Origin of the sequence: Blautia sp. CAG:237 (genome assembly GCF_000436615.1) — a bacterium.
Lineage (GTDB): Bacteria > Bacillota > Clostridia > Lachnospirales > Lachnospiraceae > Blautia_A > Blautia_A intestinihominis.
In genome coordinates this window covers 1-15,678 of the sequence record NZ_FR886772.1, presented here as the reverse complement: position 1 = coordinate 15,678, position 15,678 = coordinate 1, and the positions used below count along the sequence as shown (strand labels likewise).

Genomic DNA, 15,678 nt, shown 5'->3' with positions numbered 1-15,678 from the left:
TGCATAGCTGCGATGCCTTTCAGTGGAAGGAAGTAGTTCATCATAGAGAACATACCTTTCTTCATTTCTCCGCCGTACCATGTGTTGATGATAACCTGCTCTTTGGATGTAATGTTGAACATTACAGCTGTTTCAGAGTTGAGGCCAAGTTCTTTGTAGTTTTCAACTTTTGCTTTGGAAGCATTGTATACAACGAAATCTGGCTCAAATGTCTCAAGTTCTTCAGCTGTTGGCTGGATGAACATGTTTGTAACAAAGTGTGCCTGCCATGCAACTTCAACGATGAAACGGATAGCCATACGAGTATCAGCGTTAGCACCGCAGAATGCGTCAACTACGAAAAGTTTCTTGTTGGAAAGTTCTTTCTGAGCAAGTGCTTTACAAGCTGCCCAAGCTTCCTGTGTTGCAGGATGGTTGTCATTCTTGTATTCATCAGAAGTCCACCAAACGGTATCTTTGGAGTTCTCATCCATAACGATGAATTTATCTTTAGGAGAACGTCCTGTATAGATACCTGTCATAACGTTAACAGCGCCAAGTTCTGTTTCCTGTCCTACTTCGAAGCCTTCAAGACCTGCTTTAGTCTCTTCCTCGAATAATACTTCATAAGAAGGATTGTATACAACTTCTGTTGTACCTGTGATGCCATACTTAGTTAAATCGATTTTTGCCATCTTACATTTACCTCTCTTCTTTATTGGAGCCATCTATATGCTGGCTGCTTTAACCTCTAAGAAGTGGAACACTCCGACTTCTCATAGAGATTATTATACATAATTCATCAATAAAAGCAATAAAAAAACCATTAAATTTTGAAAAAATGATAATAATTTAACACTGCATGTCGTGTTTGGGCAGTGATTTCAGCATTATCCTGCTTTCTTGACATAAGTATTCCCCAAATGTACAATGAATAAAAAAAAATCTTCTATATATAATATAGAAAGCATTTGCTGGCATCACCAGGCAGAAATATCATCAGAAAGGACGGGAATCTTATGAAGCAGCTTTACACAAGATGGGGAAAAAATCTCGACAGGGATCATGTGCTGGAGGAATATCCGAGACCACTTCTGATGAGAGAAGATTATCAGATCCTCAATGGCTGGTGGGATTATGCTTTTACTATAGACTATAAACAGCCACAGCAGTATGAGGGCAGGATCCTCGTGCCGTTTTCGCCTGAGACAGCTCTTTCAGGAGTCGGACGTCAGCTTAAACCAGATGAATATCTGTGGTACCGGAGAAATTTCGATCTTCCGGGCTGGGACAGAGAAAAGGGGCAAAACCGCATCCTGCTCCATTTCGGTGCGGTAGATCAGTCCTGTGAAGTTCGGATTAACGGACATAAGGTGAAACGTCATACGGGAGGATATCTTCCGTTTGAAGTGGATATTTCCAGATACGCGCAGGAAAGCGCAAATGAACTTATAGTAGCTGTCAAAGACTTGAGTGATACTTCCTACCATTCGAAGGGAAAACAGAAACTTAATGCAGGCGGCATGTTTTATACCGCCCAGAGCGGCATCTGGCAGACAGTATGGCTGGAAAAAGTGCCGGAAACCTACATAAAAGAAATAAAAACAGTTCCGGATATCGAGAAAAAGATCATCAGGATCAAAGTAAGTTCCAGTTATAGTACAGATAAAAAGAATGTGGATAAACTTTCCAGAAATCTTCCGATAGAAATAAAAATACGAAAACCAGGACTTTATCCAGATCCGGTAGTGAAACCGTCACAGATTTCTACAGAGGATATGCTGGAAACAGCAGTACTGGCTGTAAGTGACAAATGGATCGAGATCCCGATTGAGTCCATTTCTCTGTGGAACTGTGAAACTCCGTATCTTTATTATTTTGAAGTAAAGTTGGGAGACGACAGAGCCATCAGCTATTTCGCCATGCGGAAGTTTTCTCTGGAAACGAAAGTTCATGAGGAATTCCTGCGGATCTGTCTTAACGGCGAAGTACAATTCCAGAATGGCGTGCTCGACCAGGGATACTGGCCGGAGAGTCTGTACACGCCGCCATCTGATGCAGCGATGATCTTTGACATCCAGGAAATGAAAAAGACCGGCTTCAACATGGTGCGGAAGCATCTCAAGATCGAGCCGCAGCGATGGTATTATCACTGCGACAGACTTGGAATCGTAGTCTGGCAGGATATGGTCAATGGTGGAAGTTACTATAAACACTGGTTTGTAACTTACGGTGCGACTCTGCTTTCCTGGCTTCGGATCCCAATGCGTGACGTTTATCCGAGACTGCTTTCCAGAGAAGCAAAAGCCGGCCGCCTGGAATTTATCCGGGAAATGAAAGAGACGATCCGGCTTCTTGGAAATCATCCCAGCATTGCGGCATGGGTGATCTTCAACGAAGGCTGGGGACAGTTTCAGACAGAGGATATGACCAGGATCGTCCGCAGACTTGATCCGAACCGGCTGATCGATCAGGCAAGTGGATGGTTTGACCAGGGAGGCGGAGATTTTTCCAGCCTGCATAATTATTTCTTTAAATTGTTCATCCGCCCGGAACGAGAGAGGGCTTCCGTTCTTTCAGAATTTGGCGGTTACAGCTATCGGGAACCAGGTCACTGTGCAAAAGAAAAACTATACGGCTATGGAATCTGCAAAAACAAAAAAGATCTCGAGAAGCGTTTCCTCGAAAGATGGCAGGGTGTGCGAAATCTGATCCCACAGGGCTTAAGTGCCAGTATCTACACACAGTGGACAGATGTGGAAGAAGAGGTCAACGGTGTTTTTACTTATGATCGTGAAGTGCGGAAGATCGAGCCTTTTTAATAAAGAATAAAAAATCAGCTACCGGACGCTGAGTTTCCGGTAGCTGACAGTAAAGTAGATGATCTCTGCGATCGATGTGATGATCCATGAAAACAGATACAGAAGAAACAGTGCCGGGATGGTGTGGACCCAGGCAAAGATCGTGTAGATCCATATGATACGGAAGACGCAGGAGCCCATGATGATAATGATCGTCGGGATGATGGTCTTTCCGATCCCACGGGATGCGGCGATCGTACAGTCCATAAAAGAGGACACACAGTAAGAAAACGCCATGATCTTGATCCGCTGCATGCCGGCATCGATAACGGCAGCATCCGTGGCAAACAGTGACAGGAACTGATGACCAAAGAGAAAGAGGAGCAGTCCAAGGATCAGTCCTATACTGAAGGAATAAAACAGGCTGATAAAGTAGCTCTTCAGAACTCTTTTTTTGTTTCCTGCACCGTAGTTCTGGCTCATAAAACTGGAACATGCGATATAAAAAGCATACATGACATTATAAATGATCGTGTCCGCATTGGTAGCCGCCGCATTTCCGGAGACCATATAGGTATCAAAGGAATTGACACCGCTCTGTACGAACAGGTTTGCGATCGCAAAGATCGCATTCTGGATACCTGCCGGGACCCCGATCATCAGGATGGCAATGCTGGTGTCCTTGTGCAGTCTGACTTTTTTCAGTGAAACATGGCATTCATCCCTGCGGCGAAGCAGATGCGTCATAATCAGAGCGGCAGAAGCATACTGTGCGATCGCAGTAGCTGTGGCAACACCCGCGGCTGCCATATGTAATACGATGACAAAAAACAGGTTCAAAATAACATTCAGAACACCGGCTGCAGCCAGATAATAAAGCGGGCGTTTCGTATCTCCGCGGGCACTTAACACTCCATTACCAAAGTTGTAAACACCCATCGCAGGAAGACCGACCGCGTAAATCTTCAGGTAAAGGGAAGCCTGCCCGATCAGATCATCCTTGGTGTTCAAAAGTTTAAGCATCCCGCCGGAAAAGAAGAAGCACACAGCACCGACCAGCAGTCCCATCAGTGCACAGAGGAGCAGAGCTGAATGAATGGTGTTCTCAGTGACCTGTCGGTCCCCGGAGCCAAGTGCGTGGGCGACCCGGACATTAACACCGCTGCCCATACCGATCAGAAATCCCACAAACAATGTTACCAGCAGCGTCGTAGAACCGACCGCTCCAAGTGCCTTATAATCTGCGAACCGGCCAACAACAGCAACGTCGCTTAAGTTAAAGATAACTTCCAGAAGCTGAGAGCACATCAGCGGAATACTGAACAGAAAAATATTTCTCCACAAAGAGCCCGTCGTCATCGTGATCGAACGGGCCTTTTTCTTTGAATTTTCACACATAACATAAACCTCGATATTGATTGATTTTCTCACCTGTCTTTAAGATACGACAGGATTCGAGGATTGTAAAGAGGATATACAAAAAAAGTTAGGAAGATAAAAAAACTTTATTTTTGTGAAAATTTATTCCTTATTTTTCCTGCGATATTCGCCAGGAGTCATCCCATAAGTTTTCTTGAAAGTGCGCATGAAATGTTCCGGGCTTTCATATCCAACAAGCTCACAGATCGCAGGGTTGCTCAGGGAAGTTTCCCGCAGCGCACGGCACGCCTGATTCAGCTTGATATCCCGGATGATCTGAAGAAAAGTTTTTCCGGTACTTTCTTTGATCAGGGTGCTGAAATGGGAAATACTGTAACCAAAATGGCTGGCTGTCTCGCTCAGCGTAACTGTCTGGTAATGCTGGTTCAGATAGTTCAGGATTTCTGTGACAGAATTTCCGGCAGTATCTTTTGTAAGTATGGATTCGATATCGTTCTCGTGATAACGAAGCAGCATCGCCCAGAACATGACCAGCATGGAGTTGAGAAAGGTATAGCTGTATTTCTCGTGGCCGAGATACTCAATATAGAGATTTTCCAGCATATCGCGGATCCGTACATCATCTCCACTATGGAAGATCAGATAATTTCCCTCCGTCTTGCGGTATAGCACATGTGCAAAAAACTGCGCCAGGGCACTGTCAGCCGTCAGTGACTGGAAGAAAGTAGACTGAAACGTCGTACCGCGCACCAGGATATTAAAAGCCGTGCTGTCATCAAAGATCCCGACACTGTGCGTGGTATTCGGCGGGATGATGCAGATATCACCCGTATGCAGCGTGTGCCGTATCCCCTGGATCGTAGTATCAGCAGTGCCGTCATACACACAGAGAATCTCAAAAAATTCATGCTCATGAGAAAAAACAGGTGTGTAGCGATAGTGCTTGTAAAGCATGATATTCTCGACTGTATCCTGAAAGAAATCTTTTTCTTCCATATAAGGAGACCAGGATCCGCTCAGAAGTTCAGGAACATACAGGTGATGTTCCAAAATAAAGTTTCGATCCAGATTGAGGCAGTAGTCCTGAAATGTCTCAGAATCCTTCTTTTTTTGTAAATAAAGTTTTTTATAAAAGGCTTCATCTTCATTGTAAGAAAAGATGTATTTCCGAAATTCTTCTCTGGTAAGTTTCATATAGAACCTCTCCCTTATTATGTAATAAAAGTATAGCGCATATCTATCGAAAAAAACATCACTGTTTTACAGAAAAAAAGACAATTGGAAAATACAGCAGAAAAAGGTAAAGTGATATATAGAAAAAATTGGAGGAAAAAGCAGAATGCCAGCAGTAAGTATTGATTTAAATATGGTTCGAGTAACCAATGATGATTTTGTAAAAAAAGCAGAAGCGTGTGCACCGGAACTTATCAAGACAGTAGTCCGTCCGGTTTCTATCGTAGATATCGTAAAGACAGAGGAGGTTTTTCCGCAAGTTTCGAAAAAAGATGACATCGAAAATCTTTCCACCTATCATATGGCAAAAGGCGACAGGATCTGCCTGGATTTCGGTGATCATCAGGTAGGATATGTCACTCTGAAACTGAATTCTGTGGGAAGCCCGCAGGATGCACCGGCATTTTTCAGACTGAAATTTGGTGAGATCGCAAAAGAGATGACTGAGGATTCCGCAGATTATGATGGATGGATCAGCCGTGGCTGGATCCAGGAAGAATTCATCCATATCGATGTCCTTCCGGCAGAACTGAAACTTCCAAGAAGATACGCATTCCGTTATATGGAGATTGAGGCAATCGACACTTCCCTGAAATGGCAGATGGTAGTGGAAGATGTATATTGCACCAGCGTTTCTTCTGTCCGCATGGAAGATGTGAAACAGGTAGAGAGTGATGACGAAATGATCCGTAAACTGGACAAAGTCAGCCTTCGTACATTGTACAACTGCATGCAGTCCGTTTTTGAGGACGGACCGAAGAGAGACCGCCGTCTGTGGCTCGGAGACCTGAGACTTCAGGCACTTGCAAACTACGAAACATTCCACAACATGGATCTGGTAAAAAGATGCCTGTACCTGTTCGCAGGACAGACAAAAGACAACGGTCAGGTAAGTGCCTGCCTGTTCACAGAGCCAAAATTCATCGTAGATGATACCTTCCTTCTGGACTATTCCATGTTTTTCGGCGCAACACTTCTGGATTATTATGAGGCATCCGGCGACAGAGAAACGCTGGAAGATTTAAGCAAATGTGCATACCGCCAGATGGAGATCGCCGGAGAGCAGTTTGATGCGAGACATCTGATGAAAAACGGCGAAGGATTCTGGGGCTTCATCGACTGGACGGAAGGACTGAACAAACAGACTGCAATGCAGGGCGTTTACATCTACTGTGCAAAAAAAGTACAGAAGATCGCAGAGATCCTTGGAGATACAGCAAAAGCAGAAGAACTTGCAAAAGAAGCAGAAGAAAAGACTGCAGCAGTCAGAAAATATCTTCTGGATGAGAAAACAGGCCTGTTCGTAAGTGGCGAGGAAAAACAGATCAACTACGCAAGCCAGGTATGGCTAATCCTTGCAGGTGCAGTCAGCATCGAAGAAGGCAGTGCAATGCTCGATAAGCTGGATGAGCTGAAACCGGAAAAAGGAATGGTCTCTCCGTACATGAACCATCATTATGTGGAAGCACTTCTGATGTGCGGCAAAAAAGACCAGGCAATGGAATACATGAAATATTACTGGGGCGGCATGATCAGCCACGGTGCAGATACCTTCTGGGAACTCTACAATCCGGAAAACCCGGCAGAATCTCCATATGGAAGCAGCATTGTAAACAGCTACTGCCACGCATGGAGCTGCACACCGACTTATCTTCTCAGAAAGTACTTTAACTAAATAAACAATAAGCAGGGCGGGTCGGAAGATCCGCCTGAATAAAAGCGTGAAAAGGGAGTCAGATTATGGTAAAATTAACAGTAAAGATCGTATCTATGCAGGACGCAGATAAATTTAACAAACTTTGCAGTAAATTTGACTGTGATATGGATCTGCAGAGCGGTAAATATTATGTAGATGCAAAATCCATCATGGAAATTTTCAGCCTGGACTTAAGCAAGCCGCTGATCCTGAATGCAGGTACGGAGGATGAGCAGAAAATAAAAGAAACATTTGCAGATTTTATCGGAGAGGAATAAGGAATAATCATGACACGAATTTTGAAAGAGAGAGCATTTTCCGGCACCACAGATCCGGAAGTTCAGCCATGGGAGACAGAACACCGCAAGGTTGCACGCCGTGCGGCAGCAGAAGGAATCGTCCTTCTTAAGAACGAAGACAATCTTCTTCCCCTGAAAGCCGGAAGCAACGTTGCACTTTATGGCACAGGCGCAGGAAGGACCATCAAAGGAGGAACAGGTTCCGGAGATGTCAATGAACGTGAAAATGTTTCCGTTTTCCAGGGAATCAAAAACGCCGGATTTCAGGTGACAACAGAAGACTGGATCGCAAGTTACGACAAGATCTACGAGAATGCACGCCAGGAATGGAAGAGAAGTATCCTTTCAAAAACAGGTGAAGGCGCAGACACCATGGATTTCTTTTCTGTATACAGCACCACTCCATTCAAAATGCCGGCAGGAGATCAGGTACAGAAACCAGCTGAGGACGCAGACACAGCAATCTATGTCCTGAGCCGGATCGCAGGAGAAGGTTCCGACCGTACCGCTGACAAGGGCGATTATTATCTGAGCGACGATGAATACCAGATACTTGCAGACATCTGCGCATATTACAAAAATGTCATTGTTCTGATCAATGCAGGCGCACAGGTGGATCTTTCCTTCATGGATGAATTCGAGAACATCAAAGCACTTCTGGTGATCGTACAGCCTGGCATGGAAGGCGGAAATGCAGTTGCCGACATCCTTTCCGGCAAGGCAAATCCATCCGGCAAACTTGCAGATACCTGGGCATATGAATATGAGGATTATCCGAATTCTGAGAAGTTTTCACATAATAACGGAAATGTGCAGACCGAGCTTTACGAAGAGGGAATTTATGTAGGATACCGTTATTTCGATACCTTTGAAGTTCCGGTCCGCTATGGCTTCGGATATGGACTTTCCTATACAGACTTTGAGATAAGCAACTACCGTCTGGTAAAAATATCAGCTGAAAAGATCAGCATTTCAGCATCTGTAAAGAACACAGGCAAAGTGTCTGGCAAAGAAGTCGTACAGGTCTATGCATCCCTGCCGGGAGGCACTCTGGAAAAAGAAGCACACCGTCTGGCAGCTTACGCCAAGACTGCCGAACTGAAACCTGGCGAAACAGAAGAAGTCACCATGGAAGTGACAGTAGATGCACTGACTTCCTACGATGAAGAGAGCGCAGCATGGATCCTGGAAAAAGGCTTCTACGGCATCTGGATCGGAAACAGCCTTGCCAGTGCGAAACTCTGTGGAGGTATGAAACTGGATGCCACAGTGACGAAACGTCAGGTCAAAAACCTCTTCCCATTGAAACAGGATCTGGAAGAAATCGTACAGGAACCATCCAGAACAGCAAAACGCACAGAAACAGCAGAGAAACTTGCCGGAGAGCAGGCGATGACCGTTCTGGAACTTCATGCGGCAGACATTACGACAGAGATTGTAGAATATAAGAAAAATGCCGACCTCTATGAGAGAGAGGCAATGGATTTCGTAAATACCCTGACAGAAGAAGAACTGATCGATCTGGCAGCCGGAGACCCGGGAAAAGCACAGGGGGGAAACCTTGGGGCAGCAGGCATTTCTGTTCCGGGTTCTGCAGGAGAGACACACCGCTGTGCTGTAGATAAAGGACTTGCAAGCATCGTCCTTGCAGACGGACCGGCAGGACTTCGACTGATGAAATATTATCATGTCAATGAAGGCAGCATTGTCAGCATGCCGTTCGAATTCAGTCTGGAAGGTGGATTATTCTATGATGATTCCAGAGAACTTCCGGGAGAAAGATATTATCAGTACTGTACAGCGATTCCGGTAGGAACTCTGCTTGCACAGACCTGGAACCAGGAACTGATCCGCGAAGTCGGAGCAATGATCGGAACCGAGATGGAGCACTTCGGCGTGACACTCTGGTTGGCACCGGGAATGAACATCCACAGAAATCCGCTCTGTGGAAGAAACTTCGAGTACTACTCAGAGGACCCATATGTATCCGGAACGATCGCAGCAGCTATGACAGAGGGCGTGCAGTCCAATTATGGATGTGGAACAACGATCAAACATTTTGCATGCAACAATCAGGAAGACAACCGTATGGGATCAGACAGCGTTGTATCTGAGCGTGCACTTCGCGAGGTTTATCTGAAAGGATTCGAGATCGCGATCAGACAGGCACAGCCGATGTCCATCATGACTAGCTATAACCTGATCAATGGTGTTCATGCAGCAAACAACTATGATCTCTGCACAGAGTCCGCAAGAAATGAATGGGGATTCAAAGGTGCGATCATGACAGACTGGACGACTACAGAACAGGGAGATAACTGTACAGCATCCGGCTGCATGAGAGCAGGAAACGACCTGGTAATGCCGGGATGCTTCGGAGATCACGATAATATGCACAAAGAACTGGCAGAGGGAACTCTTAAGATTGAAGACCTGAAAGCGTGTATCGCACGACTGGTGAGTGTGATCTGGAAATCTAACCAGTATCTTCAGTAAAAAATAAATGAGATAGAAACGGGACAGCAGTAGTGAAAGCTATATGTTGTCCTGTTTTTGTGCATATTTTTGGTTTACAAGATGGCAAGTTCAGTATATGATAGAGAATCAGTGAACGAAATACAAATGGAGAAATCATGGACGACAGAAATTATACAGATCTGTATGCAACACTACAGAAAGAAACGACAATACTGACGGCGCAGATCCGTGCCCTCTACCGGGAACTGGATCGGAAATTTCATCTTCGCGGAGCCCAGATCCCGATCACTTTTGGATTTGAAACAGACACTCTGGGTTCCTATACAAGAGCAGGGCATCATGAAAAAGAACACTTTCATTTTTCCCTTCTCTTCGTAGGATACGGGGTAAAAAATCCTCTTACAAAAGAAGACCGGATGGATCTCTACAGACACGAATATGCCCACTACATGGAACATCATATCACGATCCCACGTGAATATCAGTGGCAGCCAGGACTTCACGGAAGCGCGTGGAAATACTGCTGTTCTCTGGTAGGGGCCGCGCCGACACCTTACTACAAGGCAGGGGAAGCCCTGATGAAACATGACTACGAAAAGAAACTCAAAAGTCCGATCCACGACAAGACTGTGGCAATCCGTGACACATATAGGAGGCAGCAGGAGCACAAAAACAGTCAGGCAAGTATCGTGAAATATGAGGTGGGAGAAGTGATCTGTCATCCGAAATTCGGAGAAGGATGCATTGAAGAAATCGAACAGGGAACAGGTTCCGTAAGCCTTCATATCCGGTTTGGAGAAGAACTCAAAGTCATCGACCAGAAATGGCTGCTCCGCACAAAATACCAGAAAAAAGAATAAAAACAGAGACCTGAAAAGGAAGAATCGGCCATGCGAAACTGCCTTTTGAGCTCTCTTTTATATTGCACAATTATTTTATACGAGCATATAAATTGCAATGCAGACAGAACTGGTGCATGCCGGATACGGCAGGTTCCCACATGACAGGTAGTCCGCTGTATATCTGCCTGCATTTATGCGGCTCTTAAGTTCATTTCTGAACTGAGTTTCCTCAGGTCCGCATAAACACATGAGGTTCTACGTTTTACTGCAGGGACGTTTGCCTCCAGCAAAGACCTTTCCGTTACCGGAAGGGGGGCAAAAGTTCTCTCCGTACATGGAACCACTTCCAGTCATGTCCATCATATAATTTCAGATAAGCAGCGTCCTTCCCGCCTTCATCCTCCCGGTACATCACATCACGGTAAAAAACCGGCATAGCATGGTTCTCATATACAAGTCTCGGTTTTCCTTCTAACCGGTCTGTTTTCTCCCACAAACCCAGTCGGGTTTTGTAAGAAGACACACTTCCCAGGGCATTCTGGATAGATGCCCTAATTATATCGTTTTCCTGTCTGAAATACACACAGGCTGTGATTTTTCGGATCACGGACAACGGTTCCTGTTCCATCATATGCAAGCCTGCTGGTGTTCCACGCACAGATCCTCGATACCCGTATTCCATTTCTATGTACCTGATGTTCACAGCGTTTCTGGATATCCCGTTTTCTCCACAGATGCAGTCTCTGTTTCTTTCTCCCGGATATCTTTCCTTTTGTCTTCAGGTATTCGAAAACAATTATATCTGCATGGTTCTCATATACAAGTTTCGGCTTTCCTTCTATCTGGACTGATTTTTCCAACAATCTCATTCGAGTTTTGTAAGAGGATACGCTTCCCAGGGCATGCTGGATGGCTGCCCTTCTTAGGTAGCAAGGCATCTTTGGGAAAAGAACATCAAAATCAAAACGGGTCTGATTCTTTTTCGTTGTATGTATCAGGTGTTCTGCTTCATTGAAACGTTTCTTAGCTTCTTGAATACTTTCCAGTTCTTCCCATACCTGCTCATAAATTTCTGTCAGATAGCTGACAGCAGACCTGTAAACATCCAGCGTCTGACGTATCGGGATATTATGTTTTCGTAATTCTACGCCATAGCTGGATGTAATCTTCATATCTGCTTCTTAACCTTTCTATTTTATACTGATATGAGCAAGTCCTATTTGTTCTTGCACTTTCTATTATACTCTTTATTCAGTCCAATAAAACTCCCTTTTTTCTATTTTTTTATAAAAAATTTGCGTGTTTGTAAAGTAGATAAACGACAGTTTTTTGGAGCTTCCATTGTAAAAGCAACTGCTTGGATACAAAAAAATGTAAAATTTTGTAGGATGCGCCCGACAGAGCATGATATAATAAGAAAAGATTGGTATTATTGATTTTTGTAGAGGGCAAAATGACACTGGAAGAACTGATAGAGGCATATCTGGACGTGGCAACCTACTTCGAACATATGTAAGAGATGAAACTACAGCGAAAGGAAGGGATAAGTATGGACCGTTTGATTTTTCATATAGATGTAAACAGCGCGTTTCTTTCCTGGGAATCCGTGCGAAGGATAGACCAGGGACTGCCGGATCTTCGGGACATTCCGGCATGCATTGGCGGTGATCCGAAGAAGCGTACCGGAATCGTAGTAGCCAAATCCATTCCGGCAAAAAAATACGGAATCCAGACAGGAGAACCGATGGCAATGGCACTTCGGAAATGCCCGGAGCTCGTGATCGTACAGAGCGATTTTGATCTTTATGTGAAATGCTCCAGAGCGTTCAAAGAAATCTGCGCTTCGTATACACCGATTATGGAATCCTTTTCCATCGATGAAGTTTTTCTCGATATGACAGGAATGTCCCTGCTTTATCCGGACCCGATCGCAGCCGCCCATGAGATCAAAGACAGGATACACAGAGAACTGGGATTCACCGTAAATGTAGGCGTATCTACCAACAAACTGCTGGCAAAGATGGCATCCGATTTTGAAAAACCAGACAAAGTCCACACCCTTTTTCCAGATGAGATCGAGACAAAAATGTGGCCGCTTCCCATCCGAAACCTGCTCTTTCTTGGGAAAGCATCTGAGAAGAAACTGAACGAAATCGGCATCCATACAATCGGTGATCTTGCCCGTGCAAAAGAGACTGATATCCAGGCATTACTGGGCAGCAAAAACGGACACCAGCTTCACCAGTATGCCCTCGGAAACGATGATTCTCCGGTCAAAGAACAGGCAGACGAAGCAAAAGGATTCAGCGCAGAAACCACCTTTAATGAAGATATTATCTCGCTGGAACAGGTCTTCCCGATCCTTCTGGAACAGTGCGATATAGTAGCCACAAGAATGCGCAGGCAGCAGAAAAAATGCCTGTCCGTAGCTGTCACATTCCGTACCCTGGACTTCAAAAAGAAATCCCACCAGGCAACCTTCCAGAATGCAACAGATGTGACAGACGAGATATACAAACAGGCCAAAAAACTCTTCCGCGAATTCTGGAAAGGCGAACCCCTCCGGCTGATTGGAGTAGCACTCACGAACCTTTCCGACGACGAATACGAACAGTTATCCTTATTTGAAAACACCGAAAACAAAGAACGCCACCGGAAACTGGACGCGGCACTCGATACGATCCGGCAGAAATACGGCAACGACAAGATCACCCGCGCGAGCATCATGAACAGCAACTCCGGCATCGCGCGAAAAGCCCGCGCACAGATGCAGAATGAACTCGAAACAAAACGCGGCAGACAAGCGAAGAAAGGCACAGACGACAATGGAAATATTTGACATCATAGACGAAAAAGGAAATCCCACAGGCAAGACAGTAACCCGCGAGAAAGCACACACAGACGGCATCCCTCACCGAACCGCTCACATCTGGATCATCTGCCAAAAAGATGGAAGAACCGAAGTTTTACTCCAGAAACGCTCCAAGAACAAAGACTCCTTCCCCGGCAAATTCGACACCTCCTCCGCAGGTCACATCCAGGCCGGAGATGAGCCCCTGGAGTCCGCACTCCGCGAACTCCACGAAGAACTCGGCATCCAGGGCACTCCAGTCCAGCTCCAATTCGCCGGAACCTTCCCCATCTCCTTCGCCAAAGAATTCCACGGCAAACTGTTCCGCGACGAAGAACTAGCCTTCGTCTACATCTACAGCCAGCCGGTAGACATCAATGACCTTGTTTTACAGAAAGAAGAGGTAGAATCTGTAGAATGGTTCGACCTCGAAGACACGTATGAAGAATGCCAGAAATCCCGAGACAAATTCTGCGTGCCGAGCGGCGGGTTTGAGGTGGTACGGAGATTTTTGAGAAAGAAGCAGGTGTAAAAAATGCAGATCAGTTTATTATTAATGGAAGAAATCATAAAGCTTTTTGTGATTATGTTTATGGGATATGCAGTTGTAAAAGCCGGACTTATGAAGTCATCGGAGAGCAAAAGTGTGTCCGTGATCATGGTTTATCTGGTCATCCCGTGCGTGATCCTGAATGCTTTTCAGGTAGAATACACACCAGATGTCCAGAAAGGATTACTTCTGGCATGCGCGGCAGCAGTTGCAGTACATATCCTGTTTCTGCTCCTCACCGCAATCCTGAAAAAACCACTCCATTTAGACGTGATCGAACGCGCAACGATCATCTATTCAAACGCAGGAATCCTCGTAATCCCGCTGGTACAGGAATTACTTGGTCAGGAATACGTCATCTACTCCAGTGCCTACATTGCCATCCAGCTCATCCTGATCTGGACTCACTGCAAAAATATGCTCTGCGAAGAAGATAAACTCGAGTGGAAAAAAGTACTTCTGAACGTAAACATCATCTCCATCATAGCCGGAGTAGTACTGTTCATCTTCCGAATCCAGCTCCCCTCCGGAGCCCAGGACGTCCTGAACATGATGAACAACATGATTGGTCCACTCGGCATGCTTCTGGCAGGAATGGTCATCGCAGAAGTCCCACTGAAAACTGTATTCACCAGAAAAAGAATCTACCTTTCCGCCGCACTGCGCCTGTTCATTTACCCGGTGTTTGTTTTGGGATTGATGAAAGTAATCCAGACATTCGCCAGCATACAGGATTCTAAACAGATTCTTCTGACTGTCTACCTCGCCTCCATAACACCCGCCTGCGCAACCGTCACTTCCATGGCACAGCTCTATGATAAAGACGCGGCGTATTCCAGTTCGCTGTATGTATTAACGACACTGCTGTCGATCGCGACTATGCCGGTGATGGTGGGATTGTTTGAGATGGTGATGTGAGGAAATTGAATAATTGAGATTAGAGATTGAGACACTGACTGAGAGGTTGGTGTCTTTTGACATAAAAAAAGGTTGCAAAAGGCAACCTGTAATAATCGGGACGGGGAGGATTTGAACCTCCTAAGCGCGCTTGAACCAGTATTTTAAGGAGAATAGATAAATTGACCACCCCGTACGCGCCGTATACCACCAATTTATTGTTTGAACACATAGGCATCTCTCCCTTTAAAGCGATAACAATTTGTATTATCATTAAAAATAGAGTGATTATCTCCGCTGTGACTCCAAGACTCAGAAAGCCTAAAATACTGAGTTCTAACAAAATATAATAACAATAATACTGTATAATAAAATTGTTGGTATTGCAAGCGCTTTTTAGGATATTGAAGAAATGAATAAACATAACTATTCAGTAGGTAGTATCCCGCGAGGTGTTTTGGCATGTTTTTGCCAAAATCCCGAGACATACAAGGCAAAATGCCATCACCGAAGGTGATTTGGAATGCATTTTGACTCGTAACTGTGAGGGTACTGAACAGTTACGAATAAACAATAATTGAGCCTGAATTACTTAGGATAGTTGAGTTAAAGGAAAATAAAGATGATATTAAAGTAACTTGTTGTGCTAGATAAAATAAAATATAAAGAAAC

Annotated in this window: 13 protein-coding genes; 8 read left to right on the top strand and 5 right to left on the bottom strand. The window is 45.0% G+C overall.

All coding sequences use genetic code 11. The features are described from left to right. Positions 1 to 674: phosphoenolpyruvate carboxykinase (ATP) (locus QZL69_RS13490; RefSeq protein ID WP_291519800.1), on the bottom strand; the 674-nt coding region annotated here is incomplete at its 3' end. A 324-nt stretch (positions 675 to 998) separates the two neighbouring features. On the opposite strand from QZL69_RS13490, the gene QZL69_RS13485 reads away from it, so the two are divergent. Beyond that, entirely contained in the window at positions 999 to 2,801 is a 1,803-nt protein-coding gene (locus tag QZL69_RS13485; protein ID WP_022215718.1) for a glycoside hydrolase family 2 protein, read from the top strand. Positions 2,802 to 2,819: 18 nt separating this feature from the next. On the opposite strand, the gene QZL69_RS13480 is transcribed toward QZL69_RS13485, so the two are convergent. Together QZL69_RS13480 and QZL69_RS13475 are read right to left on the bottom strand one after the other, a co-directional pair. Continuing rightward, positions 2,820 to 4,178, bottom strand: coding sequence for an MATE family efflux transporter (locus QZL69_RS13480; protein ID WP_022215717.1), 1,359 nt, complete (start codon positions 4,176 to 4,178; stop codon positions 2,820 to 2,822). Positions 4,179 to 4,301: 123 nt separating this feature from the next. After that, positions 4,302 to 5,354 (bottom strand): AraC family transcriptional regulator, encoded by a 1,053-nt coding sequence (locus QZL69_RS13475; protein ID WP_022215716.1) that lies wholly within the window; start codon positions 5,352 to 5,354, stop codon positions 4,302 to 4,304. A gap of 145 nt (positions 5,355 to 5,499) precedes the next feature. Here QZL69_RS13475 and QZL69_RS13470 point away from each other — a divergent pair, with 145 nt between their 5' ends. The 4 genes from QZL69_RS13470 (at position 5,500) to QZL69_RS13455 (ending at position 10,726) form a co-directional block, all read left to right on the top strand. Beyond that, positions 5,500 to 7,068, top strand: a complete 1,569-nt coding sequence (locus tag QZL69_RS13470; RefSeq protein WP_022215715.1) for an alpha-L-rhamnosidase-related protein — start codon at positions 5,500 to 5,502, stop codon at positions 7,066 to 7,068. 65 nt (positions 7,069 to 7,133) lie between these two features. Further along, positions 7,134 to 7,367 (top strand): HPr family phosphocarrier protein, encoded by a 234-nt coding sequence (locus QZL69_RS13465; RefSeq protein ID WP_022215714.1) that lies wholly within the window; start codon positions 7,134 to 7,136, stop codon positions 7,365 to 7,367. Between the two features lie 9 nt (positions 7,368 to 7,376). Further along, complete coding sequence (locus tag QZL69_RS13460; protein WP_022215713.1) at positions 7,377 to 9,884, top strand: glycoside hydrolase family 3 protein; 2,508 nt, start codon at positions 7,377 to 7,379, stop codon at positions 9,882 to 9,884. A 137-nt stretch (positions 9,885 to 10,021) separates the two neighbouring features. After that, positions 10,022 to 10,726 (top strand): hypothetical protein, encoded by a 705-nt coding sequence (locus QZL69_RS13455; protein ID WP_022215712.1) that lies wholly within the window; start codon positions 10,022 to 10,024, stop codon positions 10,724 to 10,726. Positions 10,727 to 11,009: 283 nt separating this feature from the next. Here QZL69_RS13455 and QZL69_RS13450 read toward each other — a convergent pair whose 3' ends face one another. Both QZL69_RS13450 and QZL69_RS13445 read right to left on the bottom strand, forming a co-directional pair. Further along, a complete protein-coding gene (locus QZL69_RS13450) occupies positions 11,010 to 11,144 on the bottom strand; it encodes a hypothetical protein (protein WP_291519794.1) in 135 nt (44 codons plus the stop codon). Between the two features lie 115 nt (positions 11,145 to 11,259). Continuing rightward, positions 11,260 to 11,880 carry a hypothetical protein gene (locus tag QZL69_RS13445; protein ID WP_022215710.1) on the bottom strand — a complete coding sequence of 207 codons (621 nt, stop codon included), beginning with the start codon at positions 11,878 to 11,880 and terminating at the stop codon, positions 11,260 to 11,262. A gap of 377 nt (positions 11,881 to 12,257) precedes the next feature. Between QZL69_RS13445 and QZL69_RS13440 the strand changes: the two genes are divergently transcribed. From QZL69_RS13440 to QZL69_RS13430, 3 genes are read left to right on the top strand one after another with little or no spacing between them, the layout of a single operon-like run. Next, positions 12,258 to 13,547, top strand: a complete 1,290-nt coding sequence (locus tag QZL69_RS13440) for a DNA polymerase Y family protein (RefSeq protein WP_022215709.1) — start codon at positions 12,258 to 12,260, stop codon at positions 13,545 to 13,547. Continuing rightward, complete coding sequence (locus QZL69_RS13435; protein ID WP_022215708.1) at positions 13,534 to 14,091, top strand: NUDIX hydrolase; 558 nt, start codon at positions 13,534 to 13,536, stop codon at positions 14,089 to 14,091. The genes QZL69_RS13440 and QZL69_RS13435 overlap by 14 nt, the downstream gene beginning before the upstream one ends. A gap of 3 nt (positions 14,092 to 14,094) precedes the next feature. After that, on the top strand, positions 14,095 to 15,027 hold the full coding sequence (locus QZL69_RS13430) for an AEC family transporter (protein ID WP_022215707.1): 933 nt from the start codon (positions 14,095 to 14,097) through the stop codon (positions 15,025 to 15,027). Positions 15,028 to 15,678: the final 651 nt, after the last annotated feature.

Bases quoted from the DNA above. Each gene is read 5' to 3' on its own strand.
- QZL69_RS13485 (WP_022215718.1), top strand. From the start codon at position 999: ATGAAGCAGCTTTACACAAGATGGGGAAAAAATCTCGACAGGGATCAT.
- QZL69_RS13480 (WP_022215717.1), bottom strand. From the start codon at position 4,178: ATGTGTGAAAATTCAAAGAAAAAGGCCCGTTCGATCACGATGACGACG.
- QZL69_RS13475 (WP_022215716.1), bottom strand. From the start codon at position 5,354: ATGAAACTTACCAGAGAAGAATTTCGGAAATACATCTTTTCTTACAAT.
- QZL69_RS13470 (WP_022215715.1), top strand. From the start codon at position 5,500: ATGCCAGCAGTAAGTATTGATTTAAATATGGTTCGAGTAACCAATGAT.
- QZL69_RS13465 (WP_022215714.1), top strand. From the start codon at position 7,134: ATGGTAAAATTAACAGTAAAGATCGTATCTATGCAGGACGCAGATAAA.
- QZL69_RS13460 (WP_022215713.1), top strand. From the start codon at position 7,377: ATGACACGAATTTTGAAAGAGAGAGCATTTTCCGGCACCACAGATCCG.
- QZL69_RS13455 (WP_022215712.1), top strand. From the start codon at position 10,022: ATGGACGACAGAAATTATACAGATCTGTATGCAACACTACAGAAAGAA.
- QZL69_RS13450 (WP_291519794.1), bottom strand. From the start codon at position 11,144: ATGCCGGTTTTTTACCGTGATGTGATGTACCGGGAGGATGAAGGCGGG.
- QZL69_RS13445 (WP_022215710.1), bottom strand. From the start codon at position 11,880: ATGAAGATTACATCCAGCTATGGCGTAGAATTACGAAAACATAATATC.
- QZL69_RS13440 (WP_022215709.1), top strand. From the start codon at position 12,258: ATGGACCGTTTGATTTTTCATATAGATGTAAACAGCGCGTTTCTTTCC.
- QZL69_RS13435 (WP_022215708.1), top strand. From the start codon at position 13,534: ATGGAAATATTTGACATCATAGACGAAAAAGGAAATCCCACAGGCAAG.
- QZL69_RS13430 (WP_022215707.1), top strand. From the start codon at position 14,095: ATGCAGATCAGTTTATTATTAATGGAAGAAATCATAAAGCTTTTTGTG.